Source organism: Nocardioides daeguensis (genome assembly GCF_019192965.1).
Taxonomy (GTDB): Bacteria; Actinomycetota; Actinomycetes; order Propionibacteriales; family Nocardioidaceae; genus Nocardioides; species Nocardioides daeguensis.
In genome coordinates this window covers 14,996-39,919 of record NZ_JAHTKU010000012.1, presented here as the reverse complement: position 1 = coordinate 39,919, position 24,924 = coordinate 14,996, and the positions used below count along the sequence as shown (strand labels likewise).

Annotated in this window: 27 protein-coding genes; 10 read left to right on the top strand and 17 right to left on the bottom strand. The window is 73.8% G+C overall.

Translation table 11 applies throughout. The annotated features are described in order from the left end of the window. Positions 1-33: 33 nt before the first annotated feature. On the bottom strand, positions 34-1,086 hold the full coding sequence (locus tag KU893_RS11080; protein ID WP_218234422.1) for a type IV toxin-antitoxin system AbiEi family antitoxin domain-containing protein: 1,053 nt from the start codon (positions 1,084-1,086) through the stop codon (positions 34-36). Between the two features lie 379 nt (positions 1,087-1,465). Between KU893_RS11080 and KU893_RS11075 the strand changes: the two genes are divergently transcribed. Continuing rightward, positions 1,466-2,650, top strand: coding sequence for a S1C family serine protease (locus tag KU893_RS11075; RefSeq protein WP_218234421.1), 1,185 nt, complete (start codon positions 1,466-1,468; stop codon positions 2,648-2,650). 15 nt (positions 2,651-2,665) lie between these two features. Here KU893_RS11075 and KU893_RS11070 read toward each other — a convergent pair whose 3' ends face one another. The 8 genes from KU893_RS11070 to KU893_RS11035 all read right to left on the bottom strand — a co-directional run bounded on the left by KU893_RS11070 (position 2,666) and on the right by KU893_RS11035 (position 11,529). Further along, positions 2,666-2,848, bottom strand: a complete 183-nt coding sequence (locus KU893_RS11070; protein ID WP_218234420.1) for a DUF5302 domain-containing protein — start codon at positions 2,846-2,848, stop codon at positions 2,666-2,668. A 68-nt stretch (positions 2,849-2,916) separates the two neighbouring features. Then, complete coding sequence (locus KU893_RS11065) at positions 2,917-3,954, bottom strand: GNAT family N-acetyltransferase (protein ID WP_218234419.1); 1,038 nt, start codon at positions 3,952-3,954, stop codon at positions 2,917-2,919. Then, positions 3,951-5,651, bottom strand: a complete 1,701-nt coding sequence (locus KU893_RS11060; RefSeq protein WP_218234418.1) for an ABC-F family ATP-binding cassette domain-containing protein — start codon at positions 5,649-5,651, stop codon at positions 3,951-3,953. The genes KU893_RS11065 and KU893_RS11060 overlap by 4 nt, the downstream gene beginning before the upstream one ends. A 54-nt stretch (positions 5,652-5,705) precedes the next feature. After that, entirely contained in the window at positions 5,706-8,423 is a 2,718-nt protein-coding gene (locus KU893_RS11055) for an FtsX-like permease family protein (RefSeq protein WP_218234417.1), read from the bottom strand. Beyond that, positions 8,420-9,145 carry an ABC transporter ATP-binding protein gene (locus KU893_RS11050; protein WP_218234416.1) on the bottom strand — a complete coding sequence of 242 codons (726 nt, stop codon included), beginning with the start codon at positions 9,143-9,145 and terminating at the stop codon, positions 8,420-8,422. The genes KU893_RS11055 and KU893_RS11050 overlap by 4 nt, the downstream gene beginning before the upstream one ends. Next, the gene (locus tag KU893_RS11045) at positions 9,142-9,690 is read right to left on the bottom strand and encodes a PadR family transcriptional regulator (RefSeq protein ID WP_218234415.1); all 549 of its coding nucleotides are present in this window, start codon (positions 9,688-9,690) and stop codon (positions 9,142-9,144) included. The genes KU893_RS11050 and KU893_RS11045 overlap by 4 nt, the downstream gene beginning before the upstream one ends. A 176-nt stretch (positions 9,691-9,866) precedes the next feature. Further along, entirely contained in the window at positions 9,867-10,994 is a 1,128-nt protein-coding gene (locus KU893_RS11040; protein ID WP_218234414.1) for a hypothetical protein, read from the bottom strand. Continuing rightward, on the bottom strand, positions 10,987-11,529 hold the full coding sequence (locus tag KU893_RS11035; protein WP_218234413.1) for a SigE family RNA polymerase sigma factor: 543 nt from the start codon (positions 11,527-11,529) through the stop codon (positions 10,987-10,989). Before KU893_RS11035 ends, KU893_RS11040 begins: the two co-directional genes overlap by 8 nt. 69 nt (positions 11,530-11,598) lie before the next feature. Here KU893_RS11035 and KU893_RS11030 point away from each other — a divergent pair, with 69 nt between their 5' ends. Next, on the top strand, positions 11,599-12,273 hold the full coding sequence (locus tag KU893_RS11030) for a maleylpyruvate isomerase family mycothiol-dependent enzyme (RefSeq protein WP_218234412.1): 675 nt from the start codon (positions 11,599-11,601) through the stop codon (positions 12,271-12,273). Here the strand turns inward: KU893_RS11030 and KU893_RS11025 are convergent. Genes KU893_RS11025 through KU893_RS11005 form a run of 5 tightly spaced genes read right to left on the bottom strand, consistent with a single transcriptional unit; the run spans position 12,263 to position 15,621 of the window. After that, positions 12,263-12,517 carry a hypothetical protein gene (locus KU893_RS11025; protein WP_218234411.1) on the bottom strand — a complete coding sequence of 85 codons (255 nt, stop codon included), beginning with the start codon at positions 12,515-12,517 and terminating at the stop codon, positions 12,263-12,265. The genes KU893_RS11030 and KU893_RS11025 overlap by 11 nt on opposite strands. A gap of 1 nt (position 12,518) precedes the next feature. Then, on the bottom strand, positions 12,519-13,196 hold the full coding sequence (locus KU893_RS11020; protein ID WP_218234410.1) for an SIMPL domain-containing protein: 678 nt from the start codon (positions 13,194-13,196) through the stop codon (positions 12,519-12,521). A 23-nt stretch (positions 13,197-13,219) separates the two neighbouring features. Continuing rightward, complete coding sequence (locus KU893_RS11015) at positions 13,220-13,819, bottom strand: class I SAM-dependent methyltransferase (RefSeq protein WP_218234409.1); 600 nt, start codon at positions 13,817-13,819, stop codon at positions 13,220-13,222. Continuing rightward, positions 13,816-14,676 (bottom strand): tRNA pseudouridine(38-40) synthase TruA, encoded by an 861-nt coding sequence (gene truA, locus KU893_RS11010; RefSeq protein WP_218234408.1) that lies wholly within the window; start codon positions 14,674-14,676, stop codon positions 13,816-13,818. The genes KU893_RS11015 and truA overlap by 4 nt, the downstream gene beginning before the upstream one ends. Before the next feature lie 9 nt (positions 14,677-14,685). Next, the gene (locus KU893_RS11005; protein WP_218234407.1) at positions 14,686-15,621 is read right to left on the bottom strand and encodes a PfkB family carbohydrate kinase; all 936 of its coding nucleotides are present in this window, start codon (positions 15,619-15,621) and stop codon (positions 14,686-14,688) included. Between the two features lie 28 nt (positions 15,622-15,649). Here KU893_RS11005 and xseA point away from each other — a divergent pair, with 28 nt between their 5' ends. Both xseA and KU893_RS10995 read left to right on the top strand, forming a co-directional pair. Further along, positions 15,650-16,876: an exodeoxyribonuclease VII large subunit gene (gene xseA / locus KU893_RS11000; RefSeq protein ID WP_218234406.1), complete on the top strand. Its 1,227-nt coding sequence runs from the start codon at positions 15,650-15,652 to the stop codon at positions 16,874-16,876. Further along, on the top strand, positions 16,869-17,105 hold the full coding sequence (locus KU893_RS10995) for an exodeoxyribonuclease VII small subunit (protein ID WP_218234405.1): 237 nt from the start codon (positions 16,869-16,871) through the stop codon (positions 17,103-17,105). The genes xseA and KU893_RS10995 overlap by 8 nt, the downstream gene beginning before the upstream one ends. A gap of 3 nt (positions 17,106-17,108) precedes the next feature. Here the strand turns inward: KU893_RS10995 and KU893_RS10990 are convergent, their stop codons facing one another. Then, positions 17,109-17,690: a DUF4245 family protein gene (locus KU893_RS10990; protein ID WP_218234404.1), complete on the bottom strand. Its 582-nt coding sequence runs from the start codon at positions 17,688-17,690 to the stop codon at positions 17,109-17,111. 110 nt (positions 17,691-17,800) lie between these two features. Between KU893_RS10990 and KU893_RS10985 the strand changes: the two genes are divergently transcribed. From KU893_RS10985 to glpX, 5 genes are read left to right on the top strand one after another with little or no spacing between them, the layout of a single operon-like run. After that, the gene (locus KU893_RS10985; protein WP_218234403.1) at positions 17,801-18,211 is read left to right on the top strand and encodes a TOBE domain-containing protein; all 411 of its coding nucleotides are present in this window, start codon (positions 17,801-17,803) and stop codon (positions 18,209-18,211) included. Between the two features lie 9 nt (positions 18,212-18,220). Further along, positions 18,221-19,006, top strand: a complete 786-nt coding sequence (gene modA / locus KU893_RS10980; RefSeq protein ID WP_218234402.1) for a molybdate ABC transporter substrate-binding protein — start codon at positions 18,221-18,223, stop codon at positions 19,004-19,006. After that, complete coding sequence (locus KU893_RS10975) at positions 19,003-19,788, top strand: ABC transporter permease (RefSeq protein ID WP_257441589.1); 786 nt, start codon at positions 19,003-19,005, stop codon at positions 19,786-19,788. Before modA ends, KU893_RS10975 begins: the two co-directional genes overlap by 4 nt. Continuing rightward, positions 19,785-20,840: a sulfate/molybdate ABC transporter ATP-binding protein gene (locus KU893_RS23590; protein WP_218234401.1), complete on the top strand. Its 1,056-nt coding sequence runs from the start codon at positions 19,785-19,787 to the stop codon at positions 20,838-20,840. The genes KU893_RS10975 and KU893_RS23590 overlap by 4 nt, the downstream gene beginning before the upstream one ends. Positions 20,841-20,850: 10 nt before the next feature. Then, positions 20,851-21,864: a class II fructose-bisphosphatase gene (gene glpX / locus KU893_RS10965; RefSeq protein ID WP_218234400.1), complete on the top strand. Its 1,014-nt coding sequence runs from the start codon at positions 20,851-20,853 to the stop codon at positions 21,862-21,864. 32 nt (positions 21,865-21,896) lie between these two features. Here glpX and KU893_RS22765 read toward each other — a convergent pair whose 3' ends face one another. After that, on the bottom strand, positions 21,897-22,727 hold the full coding sequence (locus tag KU893_RS22765; protein WP_218234399.1) for an esterase/lipase family protein: 831 nt from the start codon (positions 22,725-22,727) through the stop codon (positions 21,897-21,899). 57 nt (positions 22,728-22,784) lie between these two features. Here KU893_RS22765 and KU893_RS10955 point away from each other — a divergent pair, with 57 nt between their 5' ends. Further along, entirely contained in the window at positions 22,785-23,720 is a 936-nt protein-coding gene (locus KU893_RS10955) for an alpha/beta fold hydrolase (RefSeq protein WP_246592482.1), read from the top strand. Here KU893_RS10955 and KU893_RS10950 read toward each other — a convergent pair. After that, positions 23,717-24,919 carry an ABC transporter ATP-binding protein gene (locus tag KU893_RS10950; RefSeq protein WP_218234398.1) on the bottom strand — a complete coding sequence of 401 codons (1,203 nt, stop codon included), beginning with the start codon at positions 24,917-24,919 and terminating at the stop codon, positions 23,717-23,719. The two genes, KU893_RS10955 and KU893_RS10950, sit on opposite strands and share 4 nt — an antisense overlap. Positions 24,920-24,924 lie beyond the last annotated feature (5 nt).

The following is a 24,924-nucleotide window of genomic DNA, read 5'->3' as shown; positions in this document are numbered from 1 at the left end:
AGACGGGTGGACGGCGTGTTACTTCTCCGGCTGTCACGGTGACCAGCGCGGCAGCACCGGCCCTCGCCGTACGACGACCCGCGGCTTGGGATGACGTGGCCGGAACTGCGCCAGGTCGGAGATGTCGGTACCGAACCGGGCGCAGGTGTCGAGGAACTCACGTCGACATCGCTCGAGCGCGACCCGTCGCTGCCCTCCGAAGAAGTCGTCCCAGGTGAGCCGTGACATCCCCGTCTTGAAACCGGTCACGAAGTCCTGGCGCAGCTTCTCGTCCCACAAGGTCTCCTCCGGACTCTTCTCCGAGAACCCGCCGACGTCGACGGGGCGGAACTTCACCCGGCCGTCGATCTCGAAGAAGTGCCGTCCCAGACGCAGGTCGCACCATGCCGTTCGGCCGTCGGCGGTCAGGCCGAACTGGGACTGCGGTACGCCGTAGCCGAGCTCGGTCACGAAGTCCCGACCGAGTGACTCCGCGATGGAGTCCGTGAGCGGCGATGCGGAGGCGACGACCTCGCGCACCACGGTGACCTGAGGCCAGTGGGTCATCGCGGCCGCCGCCCGCTCGAGGTCGGCGCGTGTTGCCCCTGTCCGGAGGGCCGAGTCAGCCGCGACCAGGCCCTGGAGGTAGCCGTGCTCGCGCGCGATGTCCAGACTCGTGCGGGCCGCGTCCAGTGCACGCACGCCATCGACCTCGACGACCTGATCGAGCCCGTACGGCGCCAGGTGGTGCTTCACTCCGTGGCGCAGGTGCGCACCGACGATGCCCGGTCGACCGACGTGGGTGATGGGCTCGCGCTCGTGGAGCACGTCGAGCTGTTGGAGATGAGCCGACGAGTGATGCGACAGGACGTGCGGGTCCGCGATGCGCAAGCTTGCGGCCCGGTCGGCGAGCACCCGGCGCTGCACGGCCGCGGTGAGCGACTCGACGTACGACTTCTCGGCGTAGACACCGCGCCGGACCGCAACCCACGCACCCGATCGGACCAGGCTGTCGACCTGGTGGCCGGCCATCCCCGCTTCCCTCGCCTGGCACCGGGTGACCAGGCCCCACTGCGCGCTCATCTGCGCCGCGACACGAGCGTTCATGGACGCGAGCATCGGCGCTCCCCGAGGCTGTCGGCGTCGTACCTGTCGCGTCCTGTGGAGAATCCTCCGCCCGGCTGTCACTGTGCATGACCAACGGCACGCGGCGGCACGGGTGTGCCTGCGGTGAAGTAACACGCCGTCCACCAGACTGGCGGGCAGTCGTCAGCAGGAATGGGCCGTTTCGCCGGGCTCTTCTGCTGACAGCCGTCAGGTACCCGGGTGGACGGCGTGTTACTGCACTCCCGCCACCGCAGCGGGCGAGCGCGGGGCGGCCGCACCGGCGGCACCGGGCCCGGGCGCACGCTGGGTCCGAGTCACTCATCAGAACTCCTCAACGCGCCCTCAGCGGGCTCACAGGGACGGCTCGCACAGTGGAGGCATGACCCAGCTGCCGCCGCCGCCCCCGTTCCCGCCGGCCCCGTTCGGAGCGATCCCGCCCCCGCCGCGGCGCCCCCGTCGGGCCGGGTTCGCGGCGGCGGTGCTGACCGGCGCCCTGGTGGTCGGCGGCGGCGCCGGGGTCGCCGGCGCCGCCCTGTACGACGGCGCCTCGGGCGGCTCGGACGCGACCGGCTCGTCGTCGCTGCCGGTCGTCGACAACGGCAACCGGCCGGCCGCGTCGGGCAGCGTGGAGGCGGTCGCGGCCGCCGTCCTGCCGTCCGTGGTGGCGCTCGACGTCAGTGGCGGCGGGGCCGCCGGCAGCGGGTCGGGCGTCGTGCTCGACACCGACGGGCTGATCCTCACCAACGACCACGTGGTCACCCTGGGCGGGGAGATCCCGGCCGACCAGGCCGAGGTCACGGTGTCGTTCAACAACGGCAAGAAGGTCCGGGCGAGCGTGGTCGGCACCGACCCGCTCACCGACACCGCGCTGGTCAAGGTCGACGGGGTCGCGGACCTGAAGCCGATCACCATCGGCAAGTCGGGCAACCTGGACGTCGGCGAGCAGGTCGTCGCGATCGGGTCGCCGTTCGGACTCGACGCGACGGTGACCAGCGGCATCGTCAGCGCCCTCGACCGCCCGGTCGAGGTCGCCCGCGACGCCCAGGGCAACGCCACGGCGTACCCCGCGATCCAGACCGACGCCGCGATCAACCCCGGCAACAGCGGCGGCCCGCTGGTCAACATGGACGGTCAGCTGGTCGGCATCAACGCGTCGATCCGATCGACGTCGTCGGGTCAGGGCGCCGAGTCCGGCTCGATCGGGCTGGGGTTCGCGATCCCGATCGACGAGGTGCTGCCGATCATCGACCAGCTCCGCGCCGGCGAGACCGCCACCCACGCCCGGCTCGGCATCCAGGTCGCCGACGTCGCCGGGACGGCGGGCTCGAGCGACACCACCCTCAGCGGCGCGCGGATCGCCGAGATCGAGAAGGGCTCGGCCGCGGCCGACGCCGGCCTGCGGCAGGACGACGTCATCACCGCCATCGACGGGCACCAGATCGAGGGCACCGAGGCGCTGATCGCGACCGTGCGGTCCTACCGCCCCGGGGACACCGTGAAGGTGACCTACCTGCGCGGCGGCAAGCAGAGCACGGCCGAACTCGAGCTGGGCTCGGACTCGTAGGGGCCTGGGGGGCTCCTACGAGCCGCCGCCCCCGGCCTTGCGGCGGTGCATCTTCGGTGCACCGCCCACGACCTCGGAGCCGTGGGCCTTCTCCTTGGCCGGCCCGTCCGCGTGGACGCCCTGCTCCTTGTGGTTCTTGCGGTCGAGGGCCTCGCGCATCTTCGCCTTGAGGTCGTCGTTGGCACCGTTGTCAGCCATGGTCGTCCTTCCGCAGCACGTGGGGTGACTCCCCCACCGTTGCACCCGAAGGCGCCGGAACCAAGCGATTAAGGGCGCGGCGCGACGATCTTCTGCAGCTCCGCGGAACGCGCGGTCGCGACGAAGCCCATGGCCTCGTTGACGGCGATCATCGGGCCGTTGACCTCGGCGTTCCAGGTGACGACCCGGCGGCCGTCGGTGTCGAGCCCGGCCTGCAGGGCCCGCAGGTTGGCCACCTTGAGGGCCAGGCCCAGTCGGTGGCCACGGTGGTCGCGTCGCACCAGGGTCCCCCACTGGTGGACGAAGACCGGCTCGTGGTCCGGAACCATCAGCTGGGTGTAGCCGACGACCTCACCGGCCGCGTCGAGGGCGACGGTGTGCCACGGGCGGCGGCCCTGGCCGGCCTGCAGGGCCTCGGCGGTGCGGTACGCCGCGACGTCGGCGGACTCGTCCTCGCGCGTGGCCTCACCGGCCGGCGCCTCGGTCATCAGCGTGCTGGAGACCGCGAGCCAACCAGCGACCAGGTCGTCGGGGATCGGCCCGGTCCACGACACGATCCGGTACGCCGCGTGGTGCGGCGCCGCGTCGGCGGCGAGCGCGGCGAGCCGGTCGTCGGGGGCGGGCAGCGGCAGCTCGCGCTGCACCTCGCCGATCCCGAACTCGTAGCCGCGGCGGGCCGCGAACGCCATCCCGGCCGTGCCGGCGCCGTCGGCGGGGCCGTCGTACGGCCACTGGGCGCGGGCGTCGAGGCGGGTCCGGCCCTCGGCGGCCGCGAGCTCCTCGAGCCGGTCCAGGACCTGGCTGCCCAGTCCGCGGCGACGGTGGGCGGGCAGCACGTGCACGTCGAGCTGCGCGCCGTCGAGGTTGTCGAGCAGCCGCACGGCCAGCCAGCCCGCGGCGACCGGCTCCCCGTCGAGCATGCCCAGCAGGAAGCTGTCGCGGCGCAGCCGGTCGGGCTCCCGTACGACGACCGCGAGCTCCTCCGCCGCCCACGGCGTCGCGTGCTCGCCGAGCTCGTGGTGCAACGAGGCGGCCACGACCTGCGCCCACGCGGCGATGGGGGCATCGTCCGCCGGCCCGACCTCGACGATCTCCAGCTCGCTCATCGCGCGCGCTCCACCCTTCCCTCGTCCCAGACGGGATCGTCCGCCTCATAGACCGTGCCATCGGCTCCGAAGACGCAGAACCGGTCGAACCCGCGGGCGAACCAGCGGTCGTGCGTGACCGCGACCACCGTGCCCTCGAACGCGGCCAGCCCCTCCTCCAGCGCCTCGGCGGACTGCACGTCGAGGTTGTCGGTCGGCTCGTCGAGCAGCAGCAGCGTCGCCCCCGACAGCTCGAGCAGCAGGATCTGGAAACGGGCCTGCTGGCCGCCCGAGAGCGACTCGAAGGGCTGGTCGGCGCTGGCGGCGAGCTCGTAGCGGTCGAGCACCCGGCTCGCCTGCTCGCGACCCATGCCCTGGCGTCCGGTGGCAACGCCGTCGCCGCGGTGCAGGATCTCGACCAGCGTGCGGCCCACCAGCTCGGGGTGCTCGTGGGTCTGCACGAACCATCCCGGCCGCACCCGCGCGCCCAGGCGGGCGCGGCCGGTGTGCGCCACCGGCGCGATCGGCACCTCGCCCACGGGCCGGTGCTCCACGTCGGGATCGGTGCCGCCCGCCGCGAGCAGCCGCAGGAAGTGGGACTTGCCGGAGCCGTTGGAGCCGAGCACGGCCAGCCGGTCGCCGTACCAGACCTCGAGGTCGAACGGCTTCATCAGGCCGGTCAGCTCGAGGTCCTCGCACACGACCGCGCGCTTGCCGGTGCGCGCGCCGGAGAGACGCATGGTGACCTGCTGCTCGCGCGGCTGCTCGGTCGGCGGCCCGGCCTCCTCGAACTTGCGCAGCCGGGTCTGCGCCGCGCGGTACTGCGACGACATGCCGTCGTTGTACTCCGCCTTGATCTTGAGCCGCAGTACGAGCGCCTTGAGCTTGGCGTGCTCCTCGTCCCAGCGGCGGCGCAGCTCGGCGAAGCGGGCGAACCGGTCCTTGCGCGCCTCGTGGTACGACGCGAAGCCGCCCGGGTGCGTCCAGACGGTGTTGCCCCCGCCGCCCGCGCCGAGCTCGACGGTGACGACGTGCGTGGCGGCGTTGGCGAGCAGCTCGCGGTCGTGGCTGATGAACAGGATCGTCTTGTCCGAGGCGGCGATCCGCTGCTCCAGCCAGACCTTGCCGGGCACGTCGAGGAAGTTGTCGGGCTCGTCGAGGAGCAGCACCTCCTCGGGCCCGGCGAGCAGGTACTCCAGCACCAGCCGCTTCTGCTCGCCGCCCGAGAGGGTGCGCAGCTCGCGGTACTTCGCCCGGTCGTAGGGCACCGCCAGCGCCTTGACCGTGCACACGTCCCAGACCACCTCGACGTCGTACCCGCCGGCATCGGCGTACTCCGCCAGGGCGTGGGCGTAGGCCAGCTGGGTGGCCTCGTCGTCGGTGTCCATCAGGGCCAGCTCGCACCGGTCGACCTCGGCGGCGGCGGCCCGCACCCGCTCAGGCGCGAGGTCGAGCAGCAGGTCGGCGATCGTCGGCTCCTCGCCCAGGCCGCGGTCCACCATCTGCCGCATCACGCCGAGCCCACCCGAGCGGGTCACGGCGCCGGCGTGCGGCGCCAGGTCGCCGGTGATGATCCGGAACAGCGTGGTCTTCCCTGCGCCGTTCGCCCCGACCAGCGCGACCTTGGCACCCTCACCGACCCGGAACGACACGTCGTCGAGCAGCACCCGCCCGTCGGGCAGCTCGTACCGGACGCCGGCGACCTCCACATGACCCACGAGGGGCCATTCTCCGGGAGGAGGCCGCCGACGGCGACCCGATTTATCCCGGTCTCACGCCCGCCGTTCCAGCATCGGCACCGTCGAGCGCGTGCACGCCGCGGTGATCAGCGCCGCCAGCACCGGAACCCCGAGCCCCACGCCCGCGAGGTTCGCCCACGGCACCGTGAACGACGGCGCCCCGAACGTCGCCCGCAGGGCGTAGGACACGAAGCTCCCCAGCACCACCCCGACCAGAGCGCCGACCCCCGAGATGACCAAGGCCTGCGCGCCGGCCAACCGGCGGCGTACGGCGGGGTCGGCCCCCACCGCGGACAGGGTCGCCAGCTCCCGACGGCCCTCGGCCGCGGAGAGGGCGACGGCGATCGCGACGCCGATCAGGGTGGCCAGCGCGGCCACGCCGCCGACCACGAGCAGGACGACGCGGTAGTCGTCGTGGTACGGCTCGCCGATCGACGCGGCCGCCCGGTGTCCCTCCCCCGCGGCGCGCAGCCCGGCCTTCTCCTGCGCCGGCGTGGCGTCGGAGGCGTAGGCGATCAGCCGGGTGGCCTCGGGGTTGAGCACCAGCCCGTTCGCCGCGGCGGTCTCGGCGCTCATGAAGACACCGGGCATCGAGGTGTAGAAGGTCTTCCGTGACGCAGCGAGCGCCGGCAGCGCGAGCTTCGCGATGTCCTCCTCCGAGATCGCCTCGTCCTCGTCGTAGAGGCTCGCCGTGACGTTGCCGTCGGCGTCGATCATCGACGGCGACGTCACGAGCACCTCACCCCGGTCGAGGGCTGCCTGCTCCGCGGCGGTCAGGTCCCTGCCGAGGGTGAGCCGGACCAGCGCCGGGTCGGCGATCGCCGCGGTGCCGGTGCTTCCGTAGCTGACGCAGCTGCTGTCGCAGCCCACGTGGTCGTCGAACCAGATGGACTGGATCGGCGCCATGCCCTGCTCCTGCTCGGACGCCGGGACGGCGTAGCCGAGCTCGGAGGGGGCGAGCACCTGCGCGTCGGGGAGGACGGCCGCCGCCCGCTCGACCGCGGCGCTGGTGATCGCCGCGTTCTCGGCCTGGTCGTTGCCGTACTGCGCGTAGACCCGCATCGTGTTCTCCGGCAGGTCCGGCAGCCAGCGGGCCTCCTCGGCCCGGGCCGACCCGGTCGCCGCGAAGGCGGCCACCACCGAGCCGGCCACGGCCAGCATGATCGCGCTGGTCGCCGGCCCGGTGCGGTGCCGGTGTCGGTCGGCGTCGCGCACCGCGAGACGTCCGGGCAACGGCAGCCGGGCACCGACCCTGCCGAGCAGGCCGAGGAGCGAAGGCATCGCGAGCACCAGGCCGGCGACGCCCAGCAGCGCCCCGGTGAGGACGAGGGCGATCGGCACCGTCGGGCTCGGCGCCTGCAGCGAGACACCGGTCAGCCGGGCGGTGGCCAGAGCCTCGGAGTAGTCCGCGAAGTCGCCGGCCATCAGGCTGCTGCCGGCCAACCCCAAGACGATGCCGCCCCCGATGCCCAGGCCGCCGAGGACAGTGGCCCGGCGGGAGTGCTCCCGCGTGGTCCGGAACCGCCCCGAGAGCGCGTCGAGAGGCTGGCGGCGGGCGGCGCCGACGGCCGGCACGACGGCCGCGAGGACTCCGGACAGCACGCCGACCACGACCGCGATCAGCACCTCCGGACCGATCCGGAAGACCGGCAGCGCCGAACCGTTCAGCCACTCCCACAGGGGCCAGCCGAGCCGCGCGACCAGCACGCCGACGACGACACCACCGACGGTTCCGAGCACACCCAGGGTGGCCCCCTGGACGAGCAGCACCGCCCGCAGCTGGCGCGGCGAGGCGCCGCCGGCACTGATCAGACCCATGTCGCGGACCTGCTTGCGGGCACCGACCGCGAAGGCCGCGCCGGCGAGCAGGATCACCTCGAGCAGGCCCAGGCCCACGATCAGGGTGGTGAGCGCGGCTCCGCGCACCTGGTCGAGGGTGAGCGTCTCGTCCCAGGCCTGGTACTTGTCGCGGTGGACATAGGTGTCGCGCGGGTAGAGCACGACACCCTGCTCGGCGAGCTGGTGGGCGAGAGCCTTCGCGCTGACGCCGGGAGGCAGGTCGACCAAGTAGGTCTGGGTGTGGTCGTCGGGCCCGGCGGCCGGGGGCCTCGGAACGATGTCCTGCCCGGGCTGGGCGTAGACGTCGGTGCAGCGCAGGCACTGCTCGTCGCGGACGATGCCGCTGATCGTGATCTCGGTGCCGGTCAGATCGTCGGTGACGACGTCACCCGGACCGACGCCGAGCTTGTCCGCGGCGCCCTGGGCGATCGCCACCTCACCGGGGCCTGGGTACGTCCCGCCGCGCAGCTGGATGCGGTCGGGCTGGAAGGCCGACGGCATCGTGGCCTCGCTGAGCGACGACTCGGCATACCGCTCGCCCTTGCGGAGCAGCAGGAACGCTCCGCCGTCGGTGGCCGACGCGACCTCGACCCGGGTCCCGGGTGGCAGCAGCCGCTCCACGTCGACCGTGGCCGGATCGCGCTCACCGACGGAGTCGTAGCCACCGTTCCATTCTGAGATGAGCTGGAAGTCATCGATCCGCTCCGCCGGCGTGACCACGAGCTTGGCGTCCGCACTGCCGAGGCGCTGGTGGGCGTACGCCACCGGCGAGTTGGTCGAGCGGTAGAGCACGTCGCTGAACGTCGCGACCGCGACCGGCAGCCCGATGAGCAACGCGATCAGGACGGACCGGGCCAGGTTGCGCCGGATCGACCGGCGGGCCATCCGCTGGGCGGGCTTCCACACGCTCACGTGAGCGCCCCCAGGTCGAGGACGGTCGGCGCGTCGGCGGTGGTCTCGTCGACGATCGCGCCGTCGCTGAGGAAGACCACCCGGTCGGCCCAGGCGGAGTGGCGGGGCTCGTGGGTGACCAGCAGGCAGGCCGCGCCGGCGTCGCAGCGGGCCCGGAGCAGGCGCATCACGCCCTCACCGGTCTCGCTGTCGAGGGCCCCGGTCGGTTCGTCGGCGAGCACCAGACGCCGGGCGCCGATGAGTGCGCGGGCGATCGCGACCCGCTGCTGCTGACCGCCCGACATCTCGTCCGGGAACCGGTCCGCGACCCCCCGCAGGCCGATCTCCTCCAGGGCCGCGAGCGCCTCCGTGCGGGCCTCGCCGGCCGAGGCGCCGTCGAGCTCGCGCGGCAGCGCGATGTTCTCGGCAGCGGTCAGCGACGGCACCAGGTTGAGGTCCTGGAAGACGTAGCCGATCGAACGGCGCCGCAGCCGAGCCAGGTCCTTGCGGGACTGGCTGCCGAGCGACTGGCCCTCGACGAGGACGTCGCCCGAGCTGGGCGCATCGAGACCGCCGGCCAGGTGCAGCAGGGTGCTCTTGCCGGAGCCCGAGGCGCCGCGCACCGCGACCAGCTCACCGGGTGCGACGGCCAGGGTCGCACCGTGCAGCGCGGTCACGAGGGTCTCGCCGCCGCCGTACACCTTGGCGGCGTTGCGAAGTTCCAGGACGGGGTTGGCGGTCACTGGACGGCCTCCTTCTCGGGGGTCTTCTCGGTTCGTGCGTTGCGGAGTCGGGCCTCACACCGGTCGAGCCAGCTGACCTCGGCCTCGGCGGCGAAGATCAGTGAGTCGACCACCATCACCCGCGCGAGGTCCTCGTCGGGGACGGCGGCCTTGGCGCGGGTCAGGGACTGCAGGGAGCTCATCGCCTGGCGGCGCTGCGCCTGGACGACCTCGCGGGCGTCGACGCCGGGGGTGTTCACCGCCATCGCCAGCTTGATCGCCAGCTCGTCGCGTGGCCGCGACTCCTGCGCGATGGGCGTGTGGAACCAGCCGGCCAGCTCCTCGCGGCCCGCCGGGGTGAGCGCGTAGATCACACGCCCGTCGTCGTCCGGCACCCCGTCGGCCTCGATCTGGCCGCCCTTCTCGAGGCGCTGGAGGGTCGAGTAGACCTGCCCGATGTTCAGCGGCCACGCCGACCCGGTCGTGGCCTCGAACTCGGCCTTCAGCTGGTAGCCGTACTTCGGGCCCGGCGCCAGGAGCGCCAGCAGACCGTGCTTGATGGACATGAGTACGGAGTATGCATACGGAGTATGCGTCTGTCCAGCACCGCGCCGCCCGGCGGGGTGTCGGCAGGCCGGGCCGCACGGTGGTTGACCTGCCGCTTCCTCACCGTTGAGTCGCCACTTCCTCGCCGTTGAGTCGCCACTTCCTCGCCGTCGACTTGCCGCCTGAGCGCGGGAGGTCAGCCGACCCGCTCGAGCAGCCGGGTCACGAGCGCCCGGTCCCGGGCAGTCACGAGGACGGCGTACTCGCCACGCCGGACGTACCCGCCCCACAGCGCACCATTGCGGACGACCTCGCCCTCGTCCATCGCCGGCTGGTAGGTCGCGGCGTACAGGAACTGCACCCCCTCGGCCTCGCTCGACGCCCGGCACGTCGTGCCCGGCCCGAACTGCGGGAGGTCGCCGCAGCTGTGGGCGTCCCAGTCCCGAGGGATCTCCAGCTTCACGCCGTCGGCCTCCACCGGCACCAGGCCGGCGTCCTCCCCGGTGCAGCGGTCCATCCGCGAGACCTCCGGGTGGACGGCGACCGTCCCCAGGACCAGGTCTGCGACAGCCCGGGTCGGCGCGGTCACGGTCACGGCGAAGGCGTCGAAGTGCTGGGTCGAGCGGTAGGTGCGGACGTCGACCTGCTGCTCGGAGACCGGGGTCCCCCGCGCGAGGGCGACGCAGGCGGAGTATCCCGACCGGTCGCCTTGCGGGAGGCCCCATCCGACCGGGATCTCGTAGCTGACGACGCCTCCGCTCCGCGGAACCCACCGGCTGCCGTCGACGACGGGTTGGCCGTCGAGCCGGGCACTCGCCAGCACCCGGCGGACCAGGTCCCGGTCGGGGTCGGAGACGGACAGCACCTGCTGGCCGACGTACACGTATCCGGTCCACTCGTCGTCGTCGGCCGGGAAACGGAGGATGACGCCCGGCCCCATCGCGGGGTCGTAGTTGGCCGCCCCCGAGAAGCCCGCGCCCTTCCAGTCCGTGCACGGGTCGCTCGGGGCGTAGACGATCCGGCCGGCGCACTCGGAACGGCGCCAGTCCCCCGGGACCTCGGCCACGGCCTCGCCCTGCCGGATGGTCTGCCAGTCGCCCGCCCGGGACGGAGTCGTGACGTGACCCTCCCGCGGCTCGGGGCGGGCGAGGAGCAGACCGCCGGCGACAACCACCAGGACCGCTGCAACACCGGCGGCGACCACCCGCCGCTGCCGGCGCCGGCGGTACCGGCTCCGGGCCGCATCGGCCAGCCCCGCCCCCCGCGGCGCCGCGTCGGCGATCGCCGCCAACGCCGTGCCCAACCGCTCCTCGACGTCACTCATCGTCCCCACCCCGCCCGTCACCGAGCTCGGTCCGCAGTACGGCGATCCCGCGCGAGACCCGTGAGCGCACCGTGCCCTCGCGGACACCGGTCAGCGCCGCGATCTCGTCGTACTCCAGCTGTTCGTAGTAGCGCAGCACCACCGCGGTCCGCTGCGCCTCCGGCAGCGCCCGGCACGCGGCCCACAGCCGTTGGCGCTCGTCGTGGCCCGGGCCGTCGCCGGGACCGGCGACCACCTCGCCGCCGTCGACGTACGCCGAGGGCGACTCGCGGCGCCGGAACCTGCGCCACCAGGAGGTGTGAGCGTTGACCACCATCCGGCGGACGTAGGCGTCGACGTCGTCGGCGCGGACGATCCGGTCCCAGCGCGGCAGGGCACGGGACAGCGCGTCCTGCACGACGTCCTCGGCGTCGGCGGCATCACCGGCCAGCAGGTGGGCCAGCCGCAGCAGCGCCGGCCCACGCGCTGCGACCCACGCGTCGAACTCGGGCCGGTCGGTCGCGGCATCCTCCGCGCCCGACGGTCCTCCCGTCACCACTGCCTCCACACTCCTCAGACGCACGCTGCGTCGATCCTGTTGCGAGTGTGCTGCAAGGATCTGGCCATGGAGTGGATCGACCTGCTGGAGCGGACGACCGGCGAGCTCGCCGACGTGCTCGCGACCGGCGACCTCGCCGCGGCCGTCCCGGCCTGTCCGGGCTGGACCCTCGCCGGCCTCGGCGAGCACACCCGCTGGGTGCACGCTTGGGCGACCCACGCCGTCACCGAGCGCTCCCCCGACGGCGACACCCCGGCACCGGGCAGGCAGCGCGACGTCCTGGTCGCCGGCTACCGGGACGCCGCCGCCCGGCTCCTCGACGTGCTCCGCGCGACGGCCCCGGACACCCCGGTGTGGACCTTCGGCGCCGACACCCGGGCCGGCTTCTGGCGACGGCGCCAGGTCCACGAGGTCACCATGCACCTGTACGACGCCCTCGACTCCCAGGCGCGCGCCGGCGAGTGGCAGCCGTCCGCCGAGCTCGGCTGGGACGGCGTCGACGAGGTCGCGACGCTCTTCTACCCGCGCCAGGTCCGGCTGGGCCGCACCGAGCCGCTGGCGGCGCCGGTGCGTCTGGTCGCCACCGACCTGGACCGCGCGCTCGTGCTCGAGCCCGCCGCAGCCGGCGACCCGGTGGAGCTGGCCGCCCCGGCGAACGAGCTGTTGCTCATGTTGTGGGGTCGGCTGCCGGCCACCGGTCCGGCCGCCGACGTCCTGGCCCGGGCGCAGATCACGTCCTGACCTGCGGCTCCCTGGCCCACTCCGCCGGGCAGTGCTCGTCCAGCCGGCAGCAGGCGTGCGGGTACATCTCCTCCTCCGGCCACGGGTGCGACCATCCGGCACCGGCGAGCTCGGGGTGCGTGCACTTGTAGCGCTCCGGCCGGTCGGGGGCGGCGGCCCGCTGCAGGACGGCCGCGCGCTCGTGCGTGAGCTCGCCGCGCCGGTCGAGCAGGCGGGCGACGTCGGAGAGGGTCGGCGGGGCCACGTCAGTCCACGAGGAAGCGGGCGTCGACCTGCGCGGAGATCTCGATGTCCTCGGGCGAGAGCTCGAGCTCGGGCCCGCTGCCGCCGGTGTCCTTCGCCGCCAGCCGCATGAAGGCGGCCGGGCCGGCGCCACCCATCGGCGAGATGCCCTGGCTGAGCATGCCCGCGTCGGCCACCGCGACGGGCCGGACCGGTCCCAGGCCGAGCGCGTCGGCGTACTCCTGGGCACGGCGGGCGGCGTCCTTGACCGCGGCGGCGCGCACGGTGCGCTCGAGCTCGACCCGGCGGGCCTCGGTGAGGGCCCAGGTGACACCGTCGAGCCGGAACCCCTCCGCGGCGTCCACGAGTCGGCCGACCCAGCTGGTGAGCCGGGCGAAGTCGCGGAACTTCACCTGCATCCCGACGCTGGCGTGGTGGACGAGGGGCAGCTGCTTGCCGTCCTGGTTCCAGGGGCGCTCGGCCCAGGTCCGCACGTGCTGCGTCGCCCACCAGGTGACCGGCCCGTTCGCCGGGTCGTGGAGCTCCCGCACCGACGCCGTCACGGCCTCGAGGTCACCGACGACCCGGTCGTAGACCGGCTGCATCGCCGGGCCCTGGAAGGCCAGCGTGATCTGCGCGGTGCCGCGCTCGGGCGGCTGGAACGCGGAGTGCGACCCGCGCACCGTGAACTCGGTCGGCATGCGCCCACTCTAGGCAGCAGCCCTCAGCCACGACGGGTCTCGAGCACCCGGAACCCCTTCGCGCTGGCGATCCGCTGGGTCGGGAAGCCCTGCTCGCCCAGCCAGCGCTGCAGCGAGTCGGCGCCGAGGTTCTTGCCGACGACCATCACCGCCCGCCCGTCGGGCGCGAGCCGCGGCAGCCAGGTCAGCAAGAGCTCGTGGAGGGCCGCCTTGCCGATCCGGATGGGCGGGTTGGACCAGATCTCGTCGTACGTCGCCGCCGGGTCGACGTCGTCGGGGACGCTCGCCGTGAAGCGGTCGGCGAGGCCGAGCGAGGCCGCGTTCTCGTTGGCCAGGAGCACCGCGCGCTGGTTGACGTCGACCGCGGTCACCATGCAGTCGGGTGCGGCGACGGCGCAGGCGAGCCCGATCACGCCGTACCCGCAGCCGAGGTCGAGGATCCGGCCACCCGCCGGCGGTTCGGTCTCGCGGAACAGCACCGACGTGCCGATGTCGAGGCGGCCCTGCGCGAACACGCCGGAACCGCTGACCAGCCGCAGCTCGTGCCCCCAGACCTCGGCCTCGACCTCTGCCCGCTGGAACGCGACGGACGGGTCGGCGGAGAAGTAGTGCTCGTCGCTCATCCCTCGGCCCCGTCCGTCTCCGCGTGGGTACGGCGCGCCGCGGTCTGCTCCACCCGCGCCGCGAGCCCGGCCGCGTCGGGATAGGCGACCTCCTCGAGCGTCAGCCCGTGGGCCGGGACGACGACCACGCCCTGGTCTCGGCGCCGCCCGGTGAGGATCTCGACCGCCCACGCGGGGTCCTGCCGGCCCTCGCCGATCGCGATCATGCAGCCGACGAGCGCGCGCACCATCGAGTGGCAGAACGCGTCGGCCTTCACGTGCCCGACGACCAGCTCGTCGTCGGTGCGGGTCCAGCCGAACTCCAGCAGCGTGCGGATGGTCGTCGCGCCCTCGCGGTGCTTGCAGAACGCGGCGAAGTCATGGAGCCCGACCAGCGAGCGCGCGGCCTCGTCCATCGCGGCCACGTCGAGCCGGCGGGGCCAGAAGAGCACGTGGTTGCGGGTCAGCGGGTCGACGCGCGCCGGGTCGTCGACGATCCGGTAGGCGTAGCGCCGCCACAGCGCCGCGAACCGCGCGTCGAACCCCTCGGGCGCCTCGCTGATCCGGTGGACGCGCACGGTCTTGTCGAGCACGCCGTTGACCCGGCGGGCCAGCACGTCGAGCTGGGTGACCTGGCGAGCCGCCGTCGGCGAGCCCTCCTCCGGGTCCTCGGGTACGTCGACGTGCACGACCTGGCCGCGCGCGTGCACCCCCGAGTCGGTGCGGCCGGCGCAGGTCACCCGCAGCGAGCCGACGGGGAGGCGCAGCACCGTGGTCAGCGCGGCGGTCAGCTCCGCCTGGACGGTGCGCAGCCCGGGCTGGGACGCCCAGCCGCGGAAGTCACCGCCGTCGTAGGCGAGGTCGATCCGCAGGCGCACCGGGCAAGCCTAGGGCGTGCCCCCGGCGTCGAGGTCGGCGCGGGTCGGCGGGTCCGCCCCGACCCGACCGACGGTGTACGCCGCGGCCCGCGCGGCCCAGGTGAGCGCGGCACCCCAGTCCTCGGGCCCGAGCGCGGCGAGCCGGTCGCGGGCGCCGGGGCCGAGGAGCGGCCACAGGTGGTCGAGCAGAGCGGCCGCGAAGGTGTCGCCGGCGCCGATGGTGTCGACCACCGCGACCGGCTCGGCGTGCACGCCACCGGTCGACCAGTCCGGTCCGGAGCAGGCGTGCCACGAGGCGCCCTCCGCGCCGTGGGTGACGACGACCGCCACCGGCCCGCCGGGCAGGGCGAGCAGCGCCGAGGCCGACTCCCCCGCCGACCGGTCCGGCCAGAGCGCGAGCAGGTCCTCGTCGGACGCCTTCACGAGGGTCGCGGACGACGCCGTCCGCAGCACCCGATCGAGCACCTGGGCGCGGGTCCCGGTGATCGCGGGACGCAGGTTGACGTCGTAGGTGACGCACGTGGTCGGCGCGACCCGCTCGACCAGGGCGAGCACGTCGGCGGCGCCGGGGTCGAGCAGCGGAGCCAGCGAGGTGAGGTGGACGACGTGCGCCGGCTCGTCGGGCCGGGCGGGCAGGCGCCACCCGATGTCGAAGGTGTACGACGCCGCGCCGGTCGCGTCGACGACCGCGTCCGCGCGCGGGGTGGCGGCCAGCACGTGCGGGTCGCCGGCGGTCTCGACGCCGGCTGCCCGCAGGTGGCCGGCGACCAGCGCACCGGCCCGGTCGTCGGCGTACGCCGTGGCGAGGCGGACCGGTCGTCCCAGCCGGGCCAGCGCGACCGCCACGTTGACGGCCGAGCCGCCGGGGCGCTCGTCGGGCGGCACCCCGTCGGCGTGAACGACGTCGAGCACCGCCTCCCCGATCACCAGCGCCCTCGCCGTCATGTCGCCACCCTGCCATAGGCTCGCGGCCGTGGCCCTCGAGACGTCGCTGGAGAAACCGGCTCCGGTCCGGGCGATCGCGAACGCGCTCGCCGGCTGGATCGACCGGCTCGGCGCGGTGTGGGTCGAGGGCCAGGTGACCCAGATCAGCCGGCGCCCCGGCCTGGCGACGGTGTTCATGACCCTGCGCGACTCGGTCGCCGACATCTCGGTGCCGGTGACCTGCTCCCGCGTCCTGTTCGACGGCCTGCCGACGCCGGTGACCGAGGGCGCGAGCGTCGTCATCCACGCGCGGCCCTCCTACTACGCCAACCGCGGCAGCCTCTCGCTCAACGCCCGGGAGATCCGGATGGTCGGCCTGGGCGAGCTGCTCGCCCGCCTCGAGCGCCGACGCCAGCTGCTCGCCGCCGAGGGACTGTTCGCGCAGGAGCGCAAGCGCCGCCTGCCCGCCGTACCCCGCCGGATCGGTCTGGTCACCGCCCCCCACTCGGCCGCCGAGCACGACGTCCTCGAGCACGCCACGCGGCGCTGGCCGGCGGTGGCCTTCACCCCCGCGTACGCCGCCATGCAGGGCCAGCGCTCGGCCGAGGAGGTGATCGAGGCCGTACGCCGCCTCGACGCGGACCCCGAGGTCGACGTCATCGTCATCGCCCGGGGCGGCGGCTCGGTCGAGGACCTGCTGCCGTTCTCCGACGAGGGCCTGATCCGCGTGGTCGCCGCCGCCCGCACCCCGGTCGTGTCCGCGATCGGCCACGAGCCCGACTCCCCGCTGCTCGACCTGGTCGCCGACGTCCGCGCCTCCACGCCCACCGACGCGGCCAAGCTGGTCGTGCCCGACATGGCGCAGGAGCGGGTCATGGTCGAGCGCGCGCGCGACGCCCTGCGCCGCGCCGTACGCCATCGCCTCGACCGCGAGCAGGCCCAGCTGGACGCGCTGCGCGCCCGCCCCGCGCTCGCCCACCCGGGCAGCATGATCGACGCCCGCCTCGACGAGGTCGCCGACTGGCGCTCGCGGATCCGCCGCCAGCTCGAGTGGCAGCTCGACCGCGCCGCCGACGACCTCGACCACCGCCGCGCCCGGGTCCGGGCCCTGTCCCCGCTGGCCACGCTGCGCCGCGGGTACGCCGTGGTCCAGGACGCCGAGGGCCACGTCGTCAGCTCGGTCGCCGACATCGCCCCCGACGCCCCGCTGTCGGTCCGGGTCGCCGACGGCCGCATCCACGTCACCGCCACCACGACCGAGGAGATCCATGACTGACAGCACGGCCCCGGACCCCAGCGAGGACCTGTCCTACGAGGACGCCCGCGCCGAGCTGGTCGAGGTGGTCCGTCAGCTCGAGGCCGGCGGCACCACGCTCGAGGAGTCGCTCACGCTCTGGGAGCGCGGCGAGGCGCTCGCCACCACCTGCCAGGGCTGGCTCGACGGAGCCCGGGCGCGGCTGGAGTCCGTGCTGGGCGAGGACGCCGACGAGGACGCCGACGACTGAGCGCTAGTCGATCGGCGTCGTGACCAGCGAGTCGACGACCGCCCGCAGGTCCTCGGCCGGCGCGGAGCCGAACACCAGCACGGTCTGGCCGTCGACCTCGGCGGCGTAGGCGGAGTCGCCGCCCGCGTCGGCGTACCCCTTCCAGTCCCGCGCCACCGGCGTGGGTACGGCGGCCGGGACCGTGTAGCCGTCGCGGGTCTCGGTGTCCTCGTCGACCCACCGCGCGAGCATCGCGGTGACCGAGGAGTCCTCCTGGCGGACCGCGACGAACTTCTCCTCGTCGGTGAGCAGCCGGACCATGAACACCGGCCGGTCGCCGGGGGTGACGTCGACGCCGGTGGAGATCCAGCCCTTCGGCAGGTCGTCGGGGTAGACGGGGGTGAGGCCGGCCTGCTGCGCGGACTGCACCGTCTCGCGGTAGTCGACCGCCTCGGGCTTGACCTCGAAGTCGGGGCGGAAGGCGCCCATGAAGTACAGGAGCCCCCCGATGGCGACGACGGTGACGACCAGGGAGGTCACCAGGCCCACCGCCGATCGCTGGTAGCGGCCCGGGCGCTCTGACGGCTGCGACTGCTGGGTGCTCATGACGCTCCTAGTGTCCCAGTCCGCCCCCAGCCGCCCTCCCCCACCCATCGGTGGACGCATTCGCGGCAGGAGCCCTGGCAAAACCGACGCAAGTGCGACAAAGTGATCCCATGACCGACTACCGCGTCGCCGAGGCGGCCGAGCTGCTCGGCGTCTCGACCGACACCGTCCGCCGGTGGATCGAGGCCGGGCGGGTGCCGAGCGGCACCCGCGACGGGCGCACCGTGGTCGCGGGGGCCGACCTCGCCGCGCTGGCGTCCTCGCTGGTCGACGAGGCCGACCGGGGGCGCACCCGCGCCGGCGAGGTCAGCGCCCGTAACCGGATGACCGGGATCGTCACCCGGGTCCTCGCCGACACGGTGATGGCCCAGGTCGAGATGGTCTGCGGGCCCTACCGGGTCGTGTCCCTCATGAGCGCCGAGGCGGCCACCGAGCTGGGCCTCGAGCCCGGGGTCCGGGCGATCGCGTCGGTCAAGTCCACCACGGTCGTCGTCGAGCGACCCGTCCCGAGGAAGTCCTGAGGCCCCGCGATGAACCAGACCCGTCTCCGGCTCGGCGCGAGCAGTGCCGCCGTCCTGCTCGCCCTCCCCCTCGCCGCGTGCAGCGACGACTCCTCCGGCGAGGACGGCAAGGACCGCGAGCGGACCCTCACCGTCTTCGCCGCCGCGTCGCTCACGAAGACCTTCGAGGAGCTCGAGCGGCAGTTCGAGGACGCCCACCCGGACGTCGACGTGAAGCTCTCCTTCGGCGGCTCCTCCGACCTCGCCGCCCAGATCGCCGAGGGCGCCGAGGCCGACGTGTTCGCCTCAGCCGACACGGCCACCATGGACACGCTCGTCGCTGCGCAGCTCACCGTCGGCGAGCCGGCCGAGTTCGCGACCAACACCTTGATGATCGCCGTCCCCCCGGGCAACCCGGCCGGCATCGAGCAGCTCGCCGACCTCACCAAGAAGGCCGTCCGGCTGGTGCTGTGCCAGCCCGAGGTCCCGTGCGGCCGGGCGGCGCTCCAGGTCGCCGACGTCGCCGCGCTCGAGCTCACGCCGGTCAGCGAGGAGGAGTCCGTCTCCGGCGTGCTGACCAAGGTGGAGAACGGCGAGGCCGACGCCGGGCTGGTCTACGTCACCGACGTCGCCGCCGCGGGCGACGACCTCGAGGGGGTCGACTTCCCGGAGGCCGCCGACGTCGTCAACCACTACCCGATCGTCGCCGTGCAGGACGCGGAGCACGCCGAGCTCGCCCGGCAGTGGATCGACCTGGTCCTCGGCAAGGGCCAGCAGGTGCTGCGCAAGGCCGGCTTCGGCGCGCCCACGTCGTGAGCCGCGCCCGGCACGTCGGCCTGCCCCGCTGGCTCTTCGGGCCCGCCCTGCTGGCCGGCGCGTTCGTGGTGCTGCCGGTCGCCTCGATGACGACCCGGATCGCCCTCGGCGACTTCTGGTCCCTCGTCACGTCGCGGGCCGCCCGCTCCGCGCTGGTCCTCAGCCTCGAGACGTCGAGCGCCAGCACGGCGCTCTGCCTGCTGCTCGGGGTACCGCTCGCGACCGTCCTCGCCCGCGGCGAGGGCCGCTGGCTGGGCCCCCTCCGCTCGCTCGTGCTGCTCCCCCTCGTCCTGCCGCCCGTCGTCGGCGGCATCGCCCTGCTGTCGACGTTCGGCCGCCAGGGCCTGCTCGGCGGCGAGCTCGAGGCCCTCGGCATCCGGATCGCGTTCACCTCGGTCGCGGTCGTCCTCGCCCAGACCTTCGTCTCGCTGCCGTTCCTCGTGATCAGCCTCGAGGGCGCGCTGCGCACCGCCGGGGAGCGGTACGACGTCGTCGCGGCCTCCCTCGGCGCGCGGCCGACCACGGTGCTGCGCCGGGTCACCCTGCCGCTCGTGCTGCCGGGCCTGGCCTCGGGCGCGGTCCTCGCGTTCGCCCGCTCCCTCGGCGAGTTCGGCGCCACCATCACCTTCGCCGGCAGCCTCGAGGGCACCACCCGCACCCTGCCGCTGCTGATCTACAACCTGCGGGTCACCGACGCCGACGCGGCCGTCGCGATGTCCCTGGTCCTCGTGGCGGTCGCCGTGCTCGTGATCGGCCTGGTCCGCCCCAGGGGCGCGCTGTGAGCGCGCAGGTCGAGGTGGTCCTCGCCGAGCGCGGCGTCGACGTCGCCTTCGAGGTCGCCGACGGCGAGACCGTCGCGCTGCTCGGCCCCAACGGTGCCGGCAAGTCCACGACCCTCTCCGTCCTCGGCGGCCTGCTGCGACCCGATGCGGGCCGGGTCGTCCTCGACGGCGAGGAGCTGACCGGCCCCGGCCGCTGGGTCGCGCCGCACGCCCGTCGTACCGCCCTCCTCGCGCAGGACCCGCTCCTGTTCCCCCACCTGTCGGTGCTGGAGAACGTCGCCTTCGGTCCCCGCAGCCGCGGCTCCGGCCGGCGCGACGCCCGCGCCACCGCGGAGCACTGGCTGGCCGAGGTCGACGCCGCCGACCTCGCCGAGCGCCGCCCGACCCAGCTCTCCGGCGGCCAGGCCCAGCGGGTCGCGGTCGCCCGCGCGCTCGCCGCCGAGCCCCGGCTGCTGCTGCTCGACGAGCCGATGGCGGCCCTCGACGTCGCGGTGGCGCCCGCGCTGCGCACCCTGTTGCGCCGGGTGCTGGCCGAGCGCACCACCGTGATCGTCACCCACCACGTCCTCGACGCACTGCTGCTCGCCGACCGTGTCGTCGTCCTCGACGGCGGCCGCGTGGTGGAGCAGGGCACCACCGCCGACGTGCTCTCCCGCCCCCGCAGCGCCTTCGCCGCGCGGTTCGCCGGGCTCAACCTCGTCGCGGGCACCGCCACCCCCGACGGCGTACGACGCCCCGACGGCCTCGTCCTCCACGGCACGCCCGGCGATCCCCCGCCGGTCGCGGGAGCCGCGGCGGTGGCGGTGTTCCGGCCCTCGGCGGTCGCCGTGCACCGCGAGCCGCCTGGCGGGAGCCCGCGCAACGCGCTGCCCGTCGTGGTCAGCGAGCTGGAGCCGCTGGGCGACCTGGTCCGGGTGCGTGCCGGCGAGCTGGCCGCCGACGTCACGGTCGCCTCGGTCACCGAGCTCGGGCTGGCCCCCGGGGCGTCGGTCACCTTCGTCGTGAAGACCACGGAGGTCGACGTGTACGCCCGGCCGTTCGAACACCGATAAGGTTCGCCCTATGAACGACGCCCTCATCGTGGAGCCGCCCGCCCCCGACCGCAACCTCGCCCTCGAGCTGGTGCGTGTCACCGAGGCGGCCGCGATGGCAGCCGGCCGCTGGGTCGGCCGGGGCGACAAGAACGGCGCCGACGGCGTGGCCGTGCAGGCGATGCGCGTGATGATCTCGACCGTCAGCATGAACGGCACGGTGGTGATCGGCGAGGGCGAGAAGGACAACGCCCCGATGCTCTACAACGGCGAGACCGTCGGCGACGGCACCGGCCCCGAGTGCGACGTCGCGGTCGACCCGATCGACGGCACCACCCTGACCGCGAAGGGCATGGCCAACGCGGTCGCCGTCCTCGCCGTCGCCCCGCGCGGCACCATGTACGACCCGTCCGCCGTGTTCTACATGGAGAAGCTCGTCACCGGCCCCGAGGCCGCCGAGGTCGTCGACATCCGCTACCCCGTCGCCGAGAACATCCACCAGGTCGCCAAGGCCAAGGGCTCCAACCCCTCCGACGTCACCGTCGTCCTCCTCGACCGGCCGCGCCACGCGCAGCTCGTCGACGAGATCCGCGCCACCGGCGCCCGGATCAAGTTCATCACCGACGGCGACGTCGCCGGCGCGATCATGGCCGCCCGCGCCGACACCGGCATCGACCTGCTGCTCGGCATCGGCGGCACCCCCGAGGGCATCATCGCCGCCTGCGCGATGAAGGCCATGGGCGGCACGATCCAGGGCCGGCTCTGGCCGACCGACGACGAGGAGCGCCAGCGCGCGATCGACGCGGGCCACGACCTCGACCCCGACCACATCCTCACCACCGACACGCTGGTCACCGGCGACGACTGCTTCTTCGTCGCCACCGGCATCACCGACGGCGAGCTGGTCCGCGGCGTCCGCTACCGCGGCGGCGGTGCAGTCACCCAGTCGCTGGTGATGCGCTCGCGCAGCGGCACCATCCGCACCATCACCTCCGAGCACCAGCTCGCGAAGCTGCGCAGCTTCTCCGCGATCGACTTCGACTAGCTCGACCAGTTCGGCTGGTTCGACCAGTTCGGCTAGGCCGTCTCGACGGCCGCCGGCGACGCGGCGTACGCCGTGCTCTGCTGCAGCAGCGACGTGGTGACCACGTCGATGACCCGCGGGTCGAGGGGCATGCCGATGTGGGAGGCGCGGACCTCGACAGCGCGGCCGGCAGGATCGATGCACGCCTTCCAGTCCACGATGCCGTCGCGGCGCGAGTAGACGTTGGTCATCGCGACGTCGGCGCGCAGCGGCTCCTGGGACTCGGTGAAGCTGAGGTGGGCGCACTCGCCGGCGACGCAGTCGGTGCTCATCAGGCCGGGGACGCCGACGTCGGCGAGCCGGTTGAGCACCCGCACGCCGCGGGTCAGCAGGGCGTGGTGGGCGGCGGGGGCGCGCATCGGGCTGCCCATCGTGACGATGCCGGCCACGAGGTCCGGGCGGCGGGCGGCGAGGCCACGGGCGATCATCCCGCCGAGGCTGTGCCCGACGATCTGGACCCGTGCGTCGCGCCGCTCGGCGATCTGCTCCAGACGGTTCTCCAGCGCGAGGGCGGAGCCGACGGTGCAGCCGATGTTGGCGTGGATCTGGGAGCGGTAGGTGCGGAACCCGCGCCCGCGCAGCTCGGCGGCCATCGCGGTGAGCGTCCAGTCGCCGGCGAGGAAGCCCGGGATCAGCAGGACGGGCTCGGCGACGCGACTCGCCGACCGGCCCGCGACCGGCGCACGACGCAGCCGCCGGGTCGTTCCACGGCGGGCCGCGAACCGACCCGCCTCGGTCACCAGACTGCCCTCGCGCAGCAGCGCGGCCAGCGCCGGACGGCCGTAGCCGTCGGGCAGCAGCCAGGGCGCCAACGTGTTGTTCACGTCACAGACGCTACCCAGTTGAATCGACAACTAGAAGCATTTTGTCAAACTGGTCCCATGTCCGGACCTTCGTACAGCGCGGTACCACCCGACATGACCATGTCCGAGGAGCTGCTCGCTCCGGTGTCGGCGCAGGTCGAGCTGTGCTACCAGACCTTCGGTGATCCGCAGGGCGAACCACTGCTGCTCGTGATGGGCCTCGGCGGTCCGATGACCTGGTGGCCGCGCGAGCTCTGCGTGCAGCTCGCGGAGGCGGGATTCCACGTCGTCCGCTACGACAACCGCGACACCGGCCGCTCCTCGCGGCTGGCGGGCCGGGTCACGACCGCGCGGCTGGCCCGCGCCTTCGTCGGCGCGCCCGCCCCGGCGCCGTACTCGATCACCGACCTCGCGAACGACGCCCTCGGGCTGATGGCGCACCTGGGCTGGGGCTCCGCGCACGTCGCGGGGGTCTCGATGGGCGGCATGATCGCCCAGACGATGGCGCTCGCGGCGCCCGAACGGGTGCGCAGCCTGACCAGCATCATGTCGACGACCGGCCGCCGCGCGGTCGGCTGGCAGAGCCCGGCCCTGCTGCCGACGCTCGTGGCGCCCCGGGGCCCCGGTCGGGAGGCCTACATCCGGCGAGCGCTCCTGGTCTGGGGCATCATCGGCTCACCCGGCTTCCCCCAGGACGAGGCGGAGCTGCGGCGCCGGGCCGGCGAGACGTGGGACCGCGGCATCGACGAGGCGGGCGTGCTGCGCCAGATGATGGCCGTGGTCACCCAGACCGACCGCACCCGCCGGCTCGCCGAGCTGCGCATGCCCACCCTGGTCATGCACGGTCTCGCGGACCGGATGGTGCACGTGTCGGGCGGCCGGGCGACGGCCGCGGCGATCCGCGGGGCGGAGCTCGTCGTGGTCCCCGGTTGGGGACACGACCTGCCGGCCGCGCTGTTCCCGACCTTCACCCGCGGGATCCGGCGCACCGCCGACCGAGCCGCTAGCCGCTAGCCCGCGGCCACCTCCGCGCCGGGGATCCGGCCGGCCCGGGCCCGGTCGACGGTGAGGTTCTCGCCACTGGCCGGGTCGAACAGGTGGATCCGGCGGCCGTCGACCCAGATCTCGGCGTCGTGTCCCTCGGTGATCCGGCTGGCGCCGTCGAGCGAGACGACGAGCTGGGTGCGCATCGCCTCGCCGTCGAGGTCCTTCTCCAGCTGCTGGAGCTGCTGCTTGACCTCGGCGGGAGCCTCGAACGGGATGTAGGCGTAGGTCTCGTTGCCCAACCACTCCACCGCGTCCACCGTGGCCGAGAACGTCGACCCGCGGCGCCCCTCAGCGGCGGCGACCGAGGCGTCCTCGAAGTGCTCGGGACGGATGCCGGCGATGAGCAGTCCGCGGCCCGCAGCACGGGCGGCGTTCTCAGCCGGGATCTCGACGCTGCCGAAGGGCAGCTTCACCTGGTTGCCCTCGACGGTCGCGGGGAGGAAGTTCATCGGCGGCGACCCGATGAAGCCGGCGACGAAGAGGTTGCCGGGGTTCTCGTAGAGCTCGCGCGGCGTCGCGAGCTGCTGGAGCACACCCCGCTTCAGCACGGCGACCCGGTCGCCGAGCGTCATCGCCTCGGTCTGGTCGTGGGTGACGTAGACCGTGGTGATGCCCAGGCGCCTCTGCAGCCGCGCGATCTCGGTACGCATCTGCCCGCGCAGCTTGGCGTCCAGGTTGGACAGCGGCTCGTCGAAGAGGAAGGCGTCGGCCTGCCGGACGATCGCGCGCCCCATGGCGACGCGCTGGCGCTGGCCACCGGACAGGTTGCCCGGCTTGCGCTGGAGGTGCTCGTCGAGCTCCAGGGTCGCCGACGCCTCGCGCACCAGCTTGTCGACCTCGGCGTCCGGCTTCTTGGCCAGGCGTAGCGGGAAGGCGATGTTCTCGTAGACCGTGAGGTGCGGGTAGAGGGCGTAGTTCTGGAACACCATCGCGAGGTTCCGCTCACGCGGCGCGAGGTCGTTGACCCGCTTCTCGCCGATCATCATGTCGCCCGAGGTGATGTCCTCCAGGCCCACGATCATCCGCAACAGCGTGGACTTCCCGCACCCCGAGGGCCCGACGAGGATCATGAACTCCCCGTCCGCGACGTCGATCGAGACGTCGTTGACGGCCGGGAAGCCGTCGCCGTACTGCTTGACGATGTGGTTCATCGTGATGGCAGCCATCAGTG